The following is a 16,477-nucleotide window of genomic DNA, read 5'->3' on the forward strand; positions in this document are numbered from 1 at the left end:
AGGGTAGATTTTTCACTTATAGCCCACTTTTATGCTTAGATATTCTTCTTGCTTTTACGGTCTAGCTTTCCTTTGTTTTTTCTTCGTTTCCTGCAAAGACCAAGATCAAAAAAAAGATACGCCCCCTGAGCCAACTGAAACTTTGTTTTCCTTATTGCCTCCCGAAGAAACAAATGTTCTATTTCAAAATTCATTGGAAGAAAACCTGAATGTCAATGTGTTGATGTACGAATACCTATATAATGGCGGAGGCGTGGCCGTAGGCGATTTTAATCAAGATAACCTAGATGACCTTTATTTTACATCAAATATTGGAGACAACAGGTTTTATATAAATCAGGGCGATTTTAATTTTATGGATGCTACCGCCATTTCCAAGAATCAGGGAAGATCCGGCCCATGGAAAACGGGTGTAACTACAGTTGATATTAATGGGGACAACAAATTAGACCTCTATATATGTTATTCGGGTGCATTACCCTCCCACAAAAGAAAAAACCAACTTTTTATAAATCTTGGTAACAACGAACAAGGAATTCCCATATTTGAAGAGCAAGCCGAAAAATATGGTTTAGCCAGTGAAGCCTTTAGCAATCAAGCCTATTTTTTCGATTATGATCAAGATGGAGATCTAGATGCCTTACTTCTTAACCACAACCCTAAGTCACTTCCCATCCTCAATGAGGTAATGACCAAAAAAATGTTGGAGGTCGACGATACCTTAAAAGGCTTACGGCTTTATAAAAACGATAAGGGGTATTTTAGGGATGTAACGACCTCGTCGGGCATTAACGGCTCCGAACTTAGTTATGGCCTGGGATTGGGACTAAGCGATATCAATAATGACGGGCTATTGGATTTTTACGTATCGAACGATTACGCCATACCCGATTATCTGTATCTCAACAATGGCAACGGCACCTTTACCAATACACTTCATACGTCCATAGGACATAATAGCGAGTTCTCCATGGGAAATAATATCTCCGATGTGAACAACGACGGATGGCAAGATATAATCACCCTTGATATGCTACCTGAAGACAATGCGCGCCAGAAACTACTGTTAGCCCCTGATAATTATGAAAAATTCGATTTAAACATCAGAAGCGGTTTCCATTACCAATATATGAGAAACATGCTCCAACTGAACAACGGCAACGGCACTTTTAGTGAAATAGGCCAGATTGCCGGTATTTCCAACACCGACTGGAGCTGGGCGCCCTTAGTTGCAGACTTTGACAATGATGGCTTAAAAGATTTGTACGTAACCAATGGGTATTTAAAAGATTACACCAATCTTGATTTCATTAATTACATGGAAAATTATGTGCAACAAAAAGGAAAATTAAAGCGCGAAGACGTTTTAAAAATTATCCAAAAAATGCCTTCTTCCGATGTCTCTAATTATATGTTCTTAAATGAAAACGGAATTAATTTTAAAGATGTCACAAAGAAATTTGGACTTAAAAAAGCTTCCAACAGCAATGGCGCAGCATATGCAGACCTAGACAATGATGGCGACTTAGATTTAATCGTAAACAACATTAATCAACCGGCATTCATATATAAAAATAACACAGCCGCAAATAACCACCTTAAGATCAAACTTATAGGGGAAGGTGGAAATACCGCTGGTATCGGCACAAAAATTACTTTGTACGACAATAACAATATTCAAGTTGTTGAGCAAATAACATCGCGTGGTTATTTGTCCTCGGTTACCGATAAAATTCATTTTGGACTGAATTCCATAGACAAAATCGATTCTTTAAGGGTGGAATGGAATGGTGGCAAACAAAAAGTTTATTATAATATCCCAGCAAACAATACGATATATATTAAAGAGAAAGACGCCGCAAAAGACCTTCCCCAAAAAATAAAGAAAGAAAGTCCGTGGTTTTCAGAAACAACTTCCCCAATTGCGCAAGTCTGTTCATCTAATGATATAAACGATTTTAAAAGGCAGCCACTCCTTATCTCTAAAATTTCTAACTTGAGTCCTACCCTATTAAAGGGAGACCTTAATAATGATGGTCTTGAAGATGTTTTTATCGGAGGGGCCAAAAATGAATCCGCCACTATATATCTTCAGAAAAAGAAGGGCACTTTCAAAAAAATTCCCAACAAAGCCATTGAAGACGATAAAATCCATGAAGATGGCAAAGCTGCTTTATTTGATGCCAACAACGATGGTTACATCGATTTATTGGTGACTAGTGCCGGATATCATTCTTATAAGAATACATCTGTTGAATTACAGGATAGATTATACCTGGGAGATGGTAAGGGAACTTTTACCAGGAAGGAAAAAGCAATTCCATTCTTGGCCGGAAGCAAAGGCACCGTGGCCATTAACGATATAAACAACGATGGTTTCCCCGATGTATTCATTGGGGGCAGAGTTGTACCCGGAGAATACCCTATCATCCCCGAAAGCTATATTTTAATCAATGACGGCCATGGAAACTTCGAAAACCAAACCTCTACAATTGCCCCCGAATTAAAGAACTTAGGTATCATTACCGACGCCATATGGGTCGATTTAGACAATGACACTGAAAAAGAATTGGTAGTTGTAGGGGAATGGACCCCTGTTTCTATTTTTAAACTAGAACAAGGCAAGTTGACCAACCGCACTACATCGTTCATACAATCGAATCTCAGTGGTTGGTGGAACACCATAAATACGGGTGATTTCAACAATGACGGGAAGCCCGATCTTATCATCGGCAATATGGGTACAAATACACAGTTCAAAGTATCCAAAGAAGAACCTGCTACCTTGCTCTATGCCGATTTTGACAAAAATGGGGGAATCGACCCCATATTCTCATTTTATATCCAAGGACAAAGTTTTCCGTACATCACCCGTGACGAAATGCTTGGGCAACTGAGCCATTTGAAAAGTAAGTTTAATAGCTATGCATCGTATGCCAATGCCAGCATTAATGATATATTATCAGAAAAAGAACTTGAACAAGCCCAAATACATTCGGCCAACCACATGGAAACCACTTTGTTGCTAAGCACTCCTGAAAACACTTTAGAATTGGGGTCATTACCAATTGAAGCACAATACTCTCCGGTCAACACAAGCTTGGTAGAAGATATCGACCTTGATGGAAATACAGATTTATTATTGTTCGGAAACAGCTCACAATACAAACTTCGCCTAGGGAAATTCGATGCCAATTATGGCACATTACTCTTAGGTGACGGTAATGGAAACTTCAGTTATGTACCTCAAAGGGAGTCAGGTTTCTCCATTTCAGGAGAGGTTCAGAGTGCCATAAAAATTAAAGACCTCTTGCTTATTGGTATACACAACCAAGCTCTTGGGGCATATATATACAATGCAAACAAGTTCCAATCCCAACCGAACAAAAATTGACACAGAAAATTCTTCCTTTGATAAATGCTATCGCTAATTAAGAACTAGCCCAAACCCCAACCTTATCCAAAACCTATAGCTGCTTTCCCTAAAATCGGACTCTTTTATCCTATATTTTTAGAAAATCTGGCCAGAAGGTGACTTTTGTCACTTTCCAAACCAAAACTTGCCCCTACTTTTGTCAAGTGAAACCATCTCAACTTGTCATATCGCTTCTATTCTTGGCCATAACCCTGGCGGGTAGCTTAAAGATTGTTGGGACCATAGGCTACTATACCCTGTTCACCGAAAATTTTATCGAAACCCTTTGCGAAAACAAGAATAAACCGGAATTGCACTGCGATGGAAAATGTGCCCTCTCCCAAATGATCGCCAGCGAAAACGACAAAAACGATGACATCAACCTCGATTTTCTAAAAATCGAAACGGTACTCTTTCTACATACCGTTTCCGAGATCCAATTTCCCTTTACCCCGCTTACCCCTACTTTTGATGTGACCTATACCGACAACTACCGCTTTCGTTTGATGGACCGCATCAAGCATCCGCCTAGGGTCTAAAATGATACCCCACTCCTATTCCGGAGGCTTCAAGGCTTCCGAAAACATCATTATACATCATTTTAAAGCATTAAACTATGGATTTTAAATATCTATTGGTATCCCTATTGTTTTCCATTGGGCAATTCAGCATGGCCCAAAATTTCACCGGAACGGTACTGGATAGCCAAAATAACAGTCCCCTCCCAGAAGCACACGTCATACCACGGCAGGGCAAGGCCACCTACACCGACGCGGATGGAAATTTTCAACTTTCCATTCCCGAAGAAGGAACGACCCTCACCATTTCCTATATGGGCTACAAGCCCATAGAACAGTTTATTGGGCCTTCTGACACCACCACAATATTTCTCTTGCAAGAGGCGCCCATTGAGGTAAACGGGGTAATGGTAACCGGTAATGCCAAGATCGACCCTGTATTTGCGGTAGTCACCAACGACTATGTCAAGAAAATAGTACAGCCCAGAAATGTGGCCGACCTCTTTAACGACCTCAACGGCTTTTCCCTCATCAAACGAGGCAACTATGCCATTGACCCTTCGTTCAGGGCTTCGCAGTACGAACAGCTCAACGTACAGTTTGATGGCGGTACCAAGGCCATGCACGCCTGCCCCAACCGTATGGACCCTATTACCACCCACGTCATTCCGGAGGAAATAGAAAAAATTGAGATCATTAAGGGCCCTTATACCGTACGCTACGGCGCCACCTTTGGCGGTATCGTAAATTTGGTCACCCAACAACCGGGCATTGATGACTATGGCCTGAGCGGAAGTGTTCAAGGGGGCTATGAAAGCAACGGCAATTCATTGGTCTCCATGGCCCGCATACAACAGGCCACGGAGAAGTACGATGTGGTAGGAAACCTAGGCTTTAGGGATTTTGGCAATTACGAGGATGGCGACGGCACCGAGATCCCTTCCTCCTTCAGAAGCTTGGATTACGGACTGCGACTCGGCTATAACTTTACCGAAAACCAACGCCTACAGGCCCATTGGCGACAGTCGTACGGAAGGGACGTATTGCATGCCGGACTCCCCATGGATACGGAAGAGGACAACAGTTCCATCCTTTCCCTCGATTACAGCCTACAAAACCAGGGCGGGCTACTTAGAGGGATAAACGCCAAGGCCTATTACAGCTATGTCGACCACTTGATGACCAATGCCCAACGCCCTACTTTTATGATGGTCGATGCCGTTTCCGCCGTAGATGCGGTTACCGCCGGGGGAAAAGTGGAATTGGAACTCAAACCTAGGAAAAACCTGAACCTGTTCACCGGGGTCGACTTGCTCCATATTGCCCGGGACGGACAACGTACAAGATTGGTAAAACAAAATGCTATGGGGCCCTTGGACACCCCCATGGAATTTACCGATAAGGTTTGGCAAAATTCCTATATCGACGATTTTGGCGTGTTCCTAGAAGGGAAATACGCCATTGGCCCTAAGACCATAGTAACCGCAGGTTTGCGCTATGATGGGGTAGTATCGGAAACCAAAGACCCCGAAGCCGATTTTGCCGCGCTGTACACCGACCTGGATCAACGCACGGAACACAACATCAGCGGTACGGCATCGGTAAAATACGCCCTCTCGAGTCAGTTTTTAATGGAAGTGGCCTACGGAAGAGGGGTGCGTTCCGCCAATATGATCGAACGTTTTATCAACCACTTTAGCGTGGGGCAAGACTCCTATGAATATGTGGGCAACCCCAATCTCGATGCGGAGGTCAACAATCAATTCGAAGTGGGCTTTAAAGGAAAAATTCCCTTGGAAGGCAAGGGTTGGGATCAATTCACTTACGGTAGCTCTTTTTACTATTCCTTCTATAAAAACTATATAGTAGCCCTTATCGATCCCAGCCAAAGCCGAAAGTTTATGCCCATGCAAGAACCCACAAGCGTTAAGGTCTTTCGGAATTTAAACGATGCCTATAAAACCGGGTTTGAAGTGAACGCCGGTATTGACTTTCTAACTGATTTCAATTTTACCACCGAGCTGTCTTATGTCTATGCCAAGAATAAAGACCTGGGCGAATCCCTTCCCTTGGTGCCGCCTTTGACCACTCGTTTCAAACTCGGCTTTGAGAAGGAAAAATTCTGGGCCAACGCCAATTATACCTTAACCTCAAAACAAGACCACATTGCTTCTTCCTTTGGGGAAACCGAAACGGATGGCTACAATACCTTGGATATCCGCCTTGGGGTCATTCCCTTCAAAAATATAACCATTGGGGTCGCCGCCTTAAATGTTTTCGATACCACCTACCACAACCACTTGAACTTCGCCTTTAACAACCAGGCGGATTTTGGCAGCGTACCGATCAATGATCCGGGGAGAAACCTATCGGCCTTTGTACAGTACCGTTTTTAAGACCCTCTGACAAATACAATGGCCTCGCCCTATGAGATATAGGGCGAGGCCATTTTTATTAGGGGTATGCCATCGGTTGGGCCCGATGCCAGGGCGACTTACATCTTACAGCCTTTGCCTTCCTTCTTGATCCCCAGTTTTACAAGGATGGTTTCCAACAAACACCATTTGGTAAACGCCGACTGTATCAGGTTTACCCCAATAAATACGGTAAACCACAACCAGTTGATGTTTACATACACGGCCAAGGCCACACTTAGCAAGACCATGGTCCCTACAATTACCCTAAAATATGTGTTTAACATTGCAATACGTTTTAATGATTAAATAGATCTTTCAATAGGAACCACAACCGCCTTTATGGGGTTATTGGTATCCAGGTTTTGATTGAATGCTTCGATAAGTTTGAACAGGGCATCGATATTCCCGTCCTCGGTAAAGGAGAAGAACATACTCGATTCCACTCCCCCTTTTTCACTGGGGAACCAACTTGATGTCCGGAGCGTTGACGTGGCATTTTTATACCCATCTATGTCCGAACCACTATAGCTCTCAATGCCTGCCTCCTTAAAGAGTCGCAGAATTTCCTTTTCGAATTCTTCCACAACGGTTACGATCAGTAGTTTCATTTTTTCTTCTTTTGGGTTAATCCTCTTTCGTATCACCTACTTCCCTACTTTCCGTTTCGGGGTAGTTCTTGCGTTCGATCATATAATACACCAGCGGCACTACCAACAAGGTAAGCACGGTAGAGACGATGGTACCGCCCATCAAGGAAATTGCCAAGCCCTGAAAAATGGGGTCGAACAAGATCACGAAGGCACCGATCACCACGGTTCCCGCGGTCAATAAAATAGGGGTAGTTCGTACGGCGCCGGCCTCAATGGCCGCTTGTTTTAAGGGAACGCCCTCCGCCAAGCGCAGATTGATAAAGTCGATGAGCAATACCGAGTTCCGCACCATAATACCCGCCAAGGCGATCATTCCTATAAAAGAGGTAGCGGTAAAAAAGGCGCCCATGATCCAGTGTCCCAAAACAATACCGATCAGCGATAAGGGTATGGCCACCATCATAACAATGGGTGCCTTAAAGTTCTGGAACCATCCAACGATCAAGATGTAGATCAAGATAATGGCGCCCATAAAGGCGATACCCAAATCCCTAAATACCTCTAAGGTAATCTGCCATTCGCCGTCCCATTTTACGGTATAGTCATCCTCGAAATCGGGCTGGCCCAAATACATTTCGTTAATGGTATACCCCTGGGGCAGGGCGATTTCCTTTAGCTTTTCCTCCATTCCCAAGATCGCGTAAGCGGGACTCTCCAATTCCCCGGCCATATCGGCCAGTACGTACACCACGCGTTTTTGGTTTTTACGGTAAATGCTCTTGGCACTTGTCGTTTCCTTAATGTCTACCAAATCCGATATCGAAACCATGTTCCCCTGTTTCGAGGCCACTTTCAATTGGGCAATATCCGAAATGGTCGATTTCTCCTTTTCATCCAAGGCCAATACCAGTCCTATTTGCGTACTCGCATCCTCATCGTAGAGATTGGTAATGGCCCTGTTCGATAAGGCCATGTTCATGGTGTAGGCAATTTGCTGGGGCGCAACCCCGTAGAGCATCGCCTTTTCCTTGTCGATCTCGAACTGATATTCGGTCTGGTCGGCTTCCACCATCCAATCGACATCCACCACATCGTCGGTAGCCTTCAAGATATTCTGAACGCTGTTGGCGATCCGCATCTGTTCCCCGTAATCGGGACCGTATACTTCCGCAACGATCGTAGAAAGCACCGGAGGTCCTGGTGGTACTTCCACCAGTTTTACGTTGGCATTGTACTTGGCCGCTATCTTTTGAATGTCGGGCCGAAGCAACTTGGCAATATCATGGCTCTGGGCCGAACGTTCGCCCTTGTCGATCAGGTTCACCTGAATATCGGCCATATTGCTACCACCGCGTAAATCGTAATGGCGTACCAGGCCGTTAAAGGTTATGGGCGCCGAGGTACCCACGTAATTTTGATAGTTCACTACCTCGGGGCGGGTAGACAGGTATTGTGCTATTTCCTGGGCCACCACTCCCGTACGCTCAAGGGTCGTGCCCTCGGGCATATCGATCACCACCTGAAACTCGTTCTTGTTATCGAAGGGCAACATTTTTACGGCAACGGACTTCGTAAAGAACAAGACCATGGAGCCCATGAGCAATAAGAAAGTCAAGCCCAAAAACATCCAACGTTTTCCCTTACTTTCGATCAAGGGGCGTTCAAATTTGTTGTAAAGCCTGTAGATCAAAGTTTCCTCCAAGGGCTTTTCCTTTTTCTCCACCTTTCCTTTTTTCTCCTTTTCCCTAAGAAAAACATAGCCCAAGTACGGTGTTATGGTCAAGGCCACGAACAAGGACAGGATCATGGCGATAGAGGCGCCAATGGGCATCGGGGCCATATAGGGGCCCATCAATCCCGATACGAAGGCCATGGGCAATACCGAGGCGATTACGGTAAAGGTCGCCAAAATGGTAGGGTTCCCCACCTCGTTAATCGCATAGAGGGCCGCCTGTTTAAAAGGCAGGCGCTTCATCTTAAAATGCCGGTGCATGTTCTCGGCGATGATGATGGAGTCGTCTACCACGATACCGGTAACAAAGACCAAGGCAAAAAGCGTGATCCGGTTCAGGGTATAGTCGAGCATATAGTAGCTCAACAGCGTCAGGGCAAAGGTTATCGGAACCGATAAAAATACCACCAATCCGCCCCGCCATCCCATGGCCAGCATCACCACAAGGGTTACGGCAAAGATAGACCCGATAAGGTGCAACAGCAGTTCCGACACCTTGTGCGAAGCCGTTTCACCATAGTTTCGGGTAATTTCCACATGAACATCGTCGGGAATCAAATCCGCCCGCAAATGCTCTACCTTATCGATTACGATATCGGCGATCTTCATGGCATCGGCCCCCTTTCGCTTCGCTACCGAAATGGTAACCGCAGGGTACTCCGATCTATGATCGGCCACCTTATCGCTGCCCTGCCCAAAACCGAGGGACACGTAACTCTGTGGAATTTCAGGTCCGTCTACAATACTGGCAATCTGCTTCAAATAAATGGGGCGGTTCTGCTGTACGCCCACCACTAGGTTTTCAACATCGGTGACCGAGGCCAAAAAGCTGCCCGTATTCACCAAAAATTCGGTGTCGTTCTTGTCAAAACTACCGGAACTCAACTGGGCGTTGTTCGCCTTGATCATTTCAGAGACCGATAAGAAGTCCAATCCACTGGCGGCCAATTTATCCTTGTCCAAAACCACCCGCAATTGGCGGTCTTGGTTCCCGATTTTATGGGTCACCGCCACGTCGTTCACCTTCTTGATCTCACTCTCCAGTTCCTGCGCCATCTGGCTCAACTGGTAGCCATCGTAATTTTCGCTCCATAGGGTGAGTCCCAACATGGGCACATCGTCGATGGCCCGGGTCTTTACCAAGGGAAAGGTTACGCCCTGGGGCATAATATCCATATGCTTGTTGATCTCGTTGTAGAGCTTTACGAAGGAGCGTTCAATATCCTCGCCCACGTAAAACTGTACGATCACCATGCCCTGTTCCTTCATCGAGGTCGAATACACATACTCTACCCCCTTAATGTTCGAGATCAGTTTCTCCAAGGGCTTGGTCACCCGGCTTTCCACTTCAGTGGGACTCGCCCCGGGGTAGCCCACAAAAATATCGGCCATGGGCACGTCTATCTGGGGTTCCTCTTCCCTCGGGATCAAAAACGAACTGTACACCCCAATGACCATAAACACAATCATCAACAGTACTGTCAACTTGCTGCCTATGAACATTTTGGCAATTTTACCTGCTAATCCTTCTTTCATCGCTATTTATCTTATTTTGGGCGTTCGGGCGGGCTTTTCACTCCTACTCCTCGTGTTCTTGATCGAAGACCGATCAAAAACACTGTGGGGTATCCGTTGCAATCCCTAACGCAACCGCTCGTTATCTTTTATTCTGTTTTACTGTATACTCACCTTGGCCCCGTTGAACAACTTTCCGTCGGAGGAAACAATGTATTTTTCGTCTTGTGAGAGTCCTGATAATACTTCCACCTTGTCCCCGAAGCTTCTTCCGAGGCGCAACCAGCGCAACAAGGCCGTATTGTTCTGGCTTATCGTATAAATACCGGTCAACTGTCCCCGTTCTACCAAGGCCTCCTTGGGAACCATCACGGCCGCTGCATTGGCCCTACGCTCTACCGGAAACTGTACCGTGGCGTACATCCCCGAGAGTAGATTCACATCGGTCGGCCCGAGTATCACCTTTACCAGGTATTGCCCCCCGGTATTCTTGGCCGAGGTACTGACCTCTACCACCTTGCCCTTAACCGATTGCCCCAATGACTTTAAGCGTACGCTTACCTCGGTATCGGGTCGGATCTCCAATATTTCCGATTCGGGCACCATGGCCAATACTTGGTATTGCCCAGGCGATTCCACTTCCAACAAGGGCATTCCCGGGTTCGCCATATCGCCCGCACTGATAAATTTATTGGTAACGACCCCGCTAAAAGGGGCGCGTATATTGGCATAGCCCATTTGGGCGTTTACCCCGTTCTTCATTTGTTTGGCACTTTCCAAGCGTGCCTTGGCCATGTTGTAATGGGCGGTGATATCGTCCAGCTCCTTTTGCGAGGCACTGTTCTCGTTGAACAGGTTCGTAAAGCGTTGGTAATCTTTCTCCGCATTGGCAAAGGCCGCTTCGGCCTCGGCAATACCCGCATTTACCTGGGCCAGTTTTGCCGAAACATCGGCATTGTTCACGCTCAATAAAAGTTGTCCGTTTTTCACCTTATCGCCCACCTTCACGTAGATCTTGTCTACATAGCCCATCATACGGGTACTGATATTGGCGCTCTTGGCCGCTTCTATCTTTCCGCTGGCCGTTACAAAGGAATCTTCCGTGTTTTCGGCTACCGATCGTACCTGTACCGGAACGGCCGGCGAATTGTCGGCCACGGCCTTCGTTTCTTTATCCCCACAGCTCGCCAAAGCCAGGCTTAAGGTGAGTACTGCGGCTATTATGTAGTTTCTGTTTTTCATCATCTTAGAATTAAATACTGGGTAAAACATTTATCGTAGGGTGTTACTCGATAATCGAGATTAAATGCTCCGAGGCTTGCCTCGAAATCAAGGTGTATTCCTTTTAATGCCTCGCGGGCTCGCCCCGAGGTAGTTTACTTGGTCAAGAATTGCACATAGGCCAAGGCGTAATTGTGTTGAAAAATGGTACTGTAATATTCCAATTGCTTTTGGGCGTATTGGGTCTCGGCCAACAAGAGGTCGGTGGTTTTCTCCAAGCCCTGTTGAAAGCGGTTGGTACGTATGCGCAACGATTCTTTCGATTGTTCCAAGGCAAGGGCCGTAAGCTCCAAGTTGTTCTTGGCATCTTGGAGCGAACGTATGGCCCTATTCAGCTCTACCTGACTTTCAGCTGTATATTGCTCTAATTGTAATTTTGATTTTTCGTATTCCGCCTTGCTCTTTTGGGCCTTCCCGAAACGCTTGCTCCCTTCCAGAATGTTCCATTTCAGCTCGGCCCCGAACAAATAACCGTTGGAAGCCCCCTTGAAAATCTCGTCGTCATGAAGTTCATAGGTACCAAAGGCGTTCAAGCGCGGCAAGAAACTCATCTTATCGGCCTTGTGCATCTGTTCGTAGGCCTTGCTCGCCGAAGCCATCGCCTGTATGTCGGCCCTGTTTTTCGAAAATGCCGGACGTTCCAGGTCGCTTACCCTTAGGCTTAGCGAATCAGCGGGACGCAAGATGGCATAGGTGGTATCGTTCATTAAGACCGATAGATAATCCGAGGCATTCTTTATATGGCTCTGTGCATATTGCAACTGGTTCTCTATCTCGCCTACCCGGACTTCCACGGCCAGTACATCGGATTTCTGCAAATAGCCCTGCTTAAAGCTATTGTCGGCTATACGCTTGTTCTCCAAGGCGGCGGCCTTGGCCCTTTCCAATACCTCTACCGTCTTATAGGCCAATTGCAGTTGCATATAGGCCTTGTCCAGTTCCAGCACAATGTATTCCTGTGTACGTTCCGATTGAAATTGGGTCGCCCGGTACTTGGCCTTGGCCGCCTTGCGTTGAAAGATACCATCAAAATTCACCAGCGGTTGTTGCACCTCGATCCGGGTGGCGTAGTCTTCGATCTGCCTCGGGTCATTGAGCAGATCAGGTGCAAAATCACCTGTCGTTAAAATGGATTGGTTCAACTTGGAGCCAAAGGCCATTAGGGGGTTGGTCGTGGCAATGCCCGTATGCGAAACCCCTACGTTGGGCAAGAGAACGGCATTGGTCTGCCTGTAATCGCCCAAAGCGGCCTTTACCTCCTGCTCGGCCATTTTTAGGCTGTTGTTGTTTTCGCTTACCCTGGCCATGACTTCCGCCTTTGTTATCAATTGCGTTTCCTGTGCTTCCGCAGAAAAGGAAGTCGCCAACAAAATCAATATCAAGAAAATATACTTCATCGTTCATGTATTTTCCACAAAATTACGCCCGGCTTCCGCCCTCCACAGTAACCATTGTTACCATTCAAAAAGAGCCGTTCGGGTTTCGGTATCGGTCACAAAAAAAGACACCCCGTTTACCGAGGTGCCTTCCTAAAACAACCAAATTAACAACCACCTATTTTTTAGGGAACTTGACAAAGGCATTGACCAGCAAACCTCCCATAAAGGCCCCGTACAAGGTACTGTTCAGAGGGTTCGAGGTAATGGCACAAGTGCCCGAAACACAACCTATCGCCGAATAGTACAGGTAACCGGCCATTGCCCCCACAGCAATGCCCAGGGCCGTAAACAAAATCAGTTTTCGTGTCATGTTCATGTTGTTTTTCGCGTGCCCCCGTGGCCTCCGGCCACGACCACCAATATTTTTAGGCTCAACCAAATGAACTTAAAGAACTGGATGATGGGGTTGCGCATTACAAAGCGTTTGGATCTTGATATTCTTTTCATCTTTTGCGTTTTTACGGTTTACGGTTTACTGCTTCCCTCCCACTCCTACTCGGGAATGAGCCACCAAAAGGGTTTCATCTTGGCCTTGTAGATAAAGGCATAGTGCAAGGCCAGTTTTAGCCAATGCCCCGCAAGTCCGATTTCACCAAAGGTCTTGCCCAATTTTCTACCGTGGGTATCGGGGTATTTCTCAAAATCGGGAACAATGGGAAAAGTGGTAATACTGATCCCGCTTCCCTCGGTCATCCCATAACCGGCGGAAGCGATACAGGCCGCACCCATATTCCCCATAGAGCCTTTGTGCTTCAGTTTGTTTCCCCCTTTAATGAGGTCTACAATGTTATCGGCGACCAATTTGGCGGTAATGCCCGAGGGCATTCCCGTACGTGGTGGTGCCGGTGAGATCGAGGTGCCGTTTTTGCTCACCCTGGGCCTTGAAATGGCATGGGGCGGCGCAAAGGCGATACCCGGTGCGAAGATGTTCTTATAGCTCGGGTTTTGATAGGTCTCGGGCCAATCTTGCACGCTCCACTCCTCGTAGGGCTTGGGCGTATAATCGGCATCGACCAGCATAAAGCCCTTAAAGAGCCTGTCGGTGATGTCTTCGTTGTTTTTGTCGTAGGCTTTAAAGCCGTGTCCCGAAAAGGCGGGGATCAGCATGGCAAAATCGTAGCGTTCCGATTTTTGCTCGCCCTCCAAGTTTTCGTAGTGGGCCACTCCGTCTTCAATTTTATTTACCCCGGCCCCGAGGATCCACTTGATGCCGCGGTCTTCAAAGACCATTTCGACCATTTCGCTAGACTTCATAATGTTGTTGCCGTAGCTCATCAACACCCCGTCCATCCCAAAATCGCCCAACTGGTATTCGTTGGATATCCACGTGATTTCGGCCTTGTCCCTTACCTTGTGCCGGCGGAGCTCCCGCTCTACATTTAAAATGTATTCAAAGGCGGCGCCCTGGCAGGTGGACTTCGCATGGCCCGTACCGATCAATATTTTTGTTTGTTCGCCCTTTTTCATACGCTGGATCAGGGCGTCGAGGGCCTGCCACGCGTGTTCGGCGTGGGTATAGGTACAGACCGAATAGGCCTTATTGGTGCCCGGATTGAGGCCCTCGGTCATATCAAAGGCCAGTTTGGGGCCCGTAGCATTTATAAGGTAGTCATATGTCAGCTTTTCGGTCTTGCCCCTATCCGCGTCGAGGATGTATTCTATGTTGACATAGGGCTTAAGGGTTTCGGCATCGCCTTCGGAATGGAAGGTAGTAACCTTGGCCCTTTTAAAGGTGATCCCCTTTCTTTTGTATAGGGGCGCCAAGGGAAAGAGAATGTCATCGGACTTCATACGCCCGACACCGACCCAGATATTCGAGGGGATCCATTGGTAGTTTCCGTTGGGGGAAACCACCACTATCTCATGGGCCTTCGGCAATTTTCTGCGGAGGTGGGCGGCGGCCACATGGCCTGCAATCCCTGCCCCCAATATTACTATTCTAGCCATTTTGTTTGGATTTTACGTTAAAGTCGCGCCCTCGAAAAGGCCTTCGCCCTGTGGTAATCGAACAGGCTCGACCACTTCAACACTGTAAATTTCAGTATTAAAAAAGGCCCTTACAGCAACTTTTGTTACAGAAAGCAGCGCCCCAAAAACACGGCCCCTACCGAAGCCGGAAAAAGAGGGCATACAGCAAAATTTTTAGGCCGATTACGCTTTTACGTAAGAATAGCATTGTAGGAATTTATATATTGGGGATGAATTGGGGCTCTTGAACCATTTCCAACAAACATTAAGAGGTATAAAACTTATAAGATGGTTAAGGCTAATGATGAAAAAATCAACTTCAATAACTGTAATGTTAATTTTTTTCCATGTATTAGGATATACACAACGCAGAATTACCAGGAAAAAAATAAATGGAATTTATATGATTCCATGTAAAGAAAATGGTCTTGCCCTAAAGTTTGTTCTTGACACAGGGGCTTCGGATGTTTCAATTTCAGAAAGAGGGCTTTATTTATGTTAAAAACGGCTATCTCAAAAAAGAATATATTGGAGAAAGGGAATATGATACACTGGCTAACGGAAATATAACTGAAGGAGTAATCATAAATTTAAAAACAATTGAAATTGGATCCTATATAAAAAGTGAAAAATAATAGTGATAAATTAAACCGTAACTTCCGCATATCATGCCGAATGGGTAGGATAAAAGACGGAATGTTCCGCATATAAACAAGTTGTGTGTAATGTAAAAACAAATTGCAATTAATGATATTTGATACTGAACCTCAAAATTGGACTGAATTACAGGATTATGTTGGACAAATGTTTAATGAATGTGGATTCGAAACTGAAATATCAAAAGTCGTTGAATTAGTAAGAGGAAAAAAGGAGATTGATGTATATACTCAAGACACGAAAAGTGAATATAAACCCACAATACTTGTAGAATGTAAATTTTGGAATAAACCAATAAGTCAAGAAACTATACATTCATTTAGAACTGTCGTAGCTGATTTTGGGGCGAATGTTGGGTTTATTGTTTCTAAAAACGGTTTTCAGAAAGGTAGCTACGAAGCGGCACAAAAGACCAATATCAAATTGGTTTCTCTAAAGGAATTAGAATATGAATATTATTCCAAATGGAAACAAGCTATGGTTGAAAAATATATGCCGTTTGCTGACAGGTTATTCCCATATTGGGACTATCCAGGAAAAATGCCCGAGGATGGAGGAACAATAAATTTTGAATTACAACAACTTATAAGTGCTGCCTATACTCCTATTCGTAGAATAGGACCTACAGACCAAATGCGTGATGGATTTAAAAGAAACTATCCTATGAAACTGCCAGTCTTAGATGATGACTTCAATCAAGTCGGCGAATTGGAAATTAATACTGATAGACAATATTTTGATTTTGTTGAAGAAAACAAAGACAGAGCATTTGAACAATTTAAAAAACTGTATCGTGAATAAAACACTACACACAACACAAGTAACCGTTGCACAACCCCATAATCATTAAAATAACGACTCACATAACCGCTTTTTAAGGCGGTTTTATCTTTTAGACCACTGGCCAACCTATATTTTTTGGGTAGCCTACAAGTGAACTTTGAA

The 16,477-nt window shown here is 45.5% G+C and carries 12 protein-coding genes; 4 read left to right on the forward strand and 8 right to left on the reverse strand.

The window, feature by feature from the left end; all coding sequences use genetic code 11:
* The first annotated feature begins 31 nt into the window (after positions 1 to 31).
* The 3 genes from B4Q04_RS19630 (at position 32) to B4Q04_RS19640 (ending at position 6,329) form a co-directional block, all read left to right on the forward strand.
* Positions 32 to 3,394 carry a VCBS repeat-containing protein gene (locus B4Q04_RS19630; protein ID WP_088697797.1) on the forward strand — a complete coding sequence of 1,121 codons (3,363 nt, stop codon included), beginning with the start codon at positions 32 to 34 and terminating at the stop codon, positions 3,392 to 3,394.
* Between the two features lie 185 nt (positions 3,395 to 3,579).
* Positions 3,580 to 3,954: a hypothetical protein gene (locus B4Q04_RS19635; protein WP_123772403.1), complete on the forward strand. Its 375-nt coding sequence runs from the start codon at positions 3,580 to 3,582 to the stop codon at positions 3,952 to 3,954.
* 77 nt (positions 3,955 to 4,031) lie between these two features.
* Positions 4,032 to 6,329, forward strand: coding sequence for a TonB-dependent receptor (locus B4Q04_RS19640; RefSeq protein WP_088697799.1), 2,298 nt, complete (start codon positions 4,032 to 4,034; stop codon positions 6,327 to 6,329).
* Between the two features lie 98 nt (positions 6,330 to 6,427).
* Here the strand turns inward: B4Q04_RS19640 and B4Q04_RS19645 are convergent, their stop codons facing one another.
* The 8 genes from B4Q04_RS19645 to B4Q04_RS19675 form a co-directional block, all read right to left on the reverse strand.
* Positions 6,428 to 6,634: a DUF2892 domain-containing protein gene (locus B4Q04_RS19645; RefSeq protein WP_084724364.1), complete on the reverse strand. Its 207-nt coding sequence runs from the start codon at positions 6,632 to 6,634 to the stop codon at positions 6,428 to 6,430.
* Positions 6,635 to 6,652: 18 nt separating this feature from the next.
* Positions 6,653 to 6,958 (reverse strand): hypothetical protein, encoded by a 306-nt coding sequence (locus B4Q04_RS19650; protein WP_046287551.1) that lies wholly within the window; start codon positions 6,956 to 6,958, stop codon positions 6,653 to 6,655.
* 16 nt (positions 6,959 to 6,974) lie between these two features.
* Positions 6,975 to 10,208 (reverse strand): efflux RND transporter permease subunit, encoded by a 3,234-nt coding sequence (locus B4Q04_RS19655; protein WP_013994762.1) that lies wholly within the window; start codon positions 10,206 to 10,208, stop codon positions 6,975 to 6,977.
* Between the two features lie 138 nt (positions 10,209 to 10,346).
* Positions 10,347 to 11,429, reverse strand: a complete 1,083-nt coding sequence (locus B4Q04_RS19660; RefSeq protein WP_046287550.1) for an efflux RND transporter periplasmic adaptor subunit — start codon at positions 11,427 to 11,429, stop codon at positions 10,347 to 10,349.
* Between the two features lie 134 nt (positions 11,430 to 11,563).
* Entirely contained in the window at positions 11,564 to 12,865 is a 1,302-nt protein-coding gene (locus B4Q04_RS19665; protein WP_088697800.1) for a TolC family protein, read from the reverse strand.
* A 157-nt stretch (positions 12,866 to 13,022) separates the two neighbouring features.
* The gene (locus B4Q04_RS19670; RefSeq protein ID WP_236631056.1) at positions 13,023 to 13,217 is read right to left on the reverse strand and encodes a DUF6132 family protein; all 195 of its coding nucleotides are present in this window, start codon (positions 13,215 to 13,217) and stop codon (positions 13,023 to 13,025) included.
* A 2-nt stretch (positions 13,218 to 13,219) separates the two neighbouring features.
* Positions 13,220 to 13,354, reverse strand: a complete 135-nt coding sequence (locus B4Q04_RS23100; RefSeq protein WP_262507920.1) for a hypothetical protein — start codon at positions 13,352 to 13,354, stop codon at positions 13,220 to 13,222.
* A gap of 45 nt (positions 13,355 to 13,399) precedes the next feature.
* Positions 13,400 to 14,854 carry an NAD(P)/FAD-dependent oxidoreductase gene (locus B4Q04_RS19675; protein WP_088697802.1) on the reverse strand — a complete coding sequence of 485 codons (1,455 nt, stop codon included), beginning with the start codon at positions 14,852 to 14,854 and terminating at the stop codon, positions 13,400 to 13,402.
* 768 nt (positions 14,855 to 15,622) lie between these two features.
* Between B4Q04_RS19675 and B4Q04_RS19680 the strand changes: the two genes are divergently transcribed.
* Positions 15,623 to 16,333, forward strand: coding sequence for a restriction endonuclease (locus tag B4Q04_RS19680; RefSeq protein ID WP_088697803.1), 711 nt, complete (start codon positions 15,623 to 15,625; stop codon positions 16,331 to 16,333).
* The last annotated feature ends 144 nt before the right edge of the window (positions 16,334 to 16,477 follow it).

The organism is Zobellia sp. OII3 (assembly GCF_002211465.1).
GTDB lineage: Bacteria > Bacteroidota > Bacteroidia > Flavobacteriales > Flavobacteriaceae > Zobellia > Zobellia galactanivorans.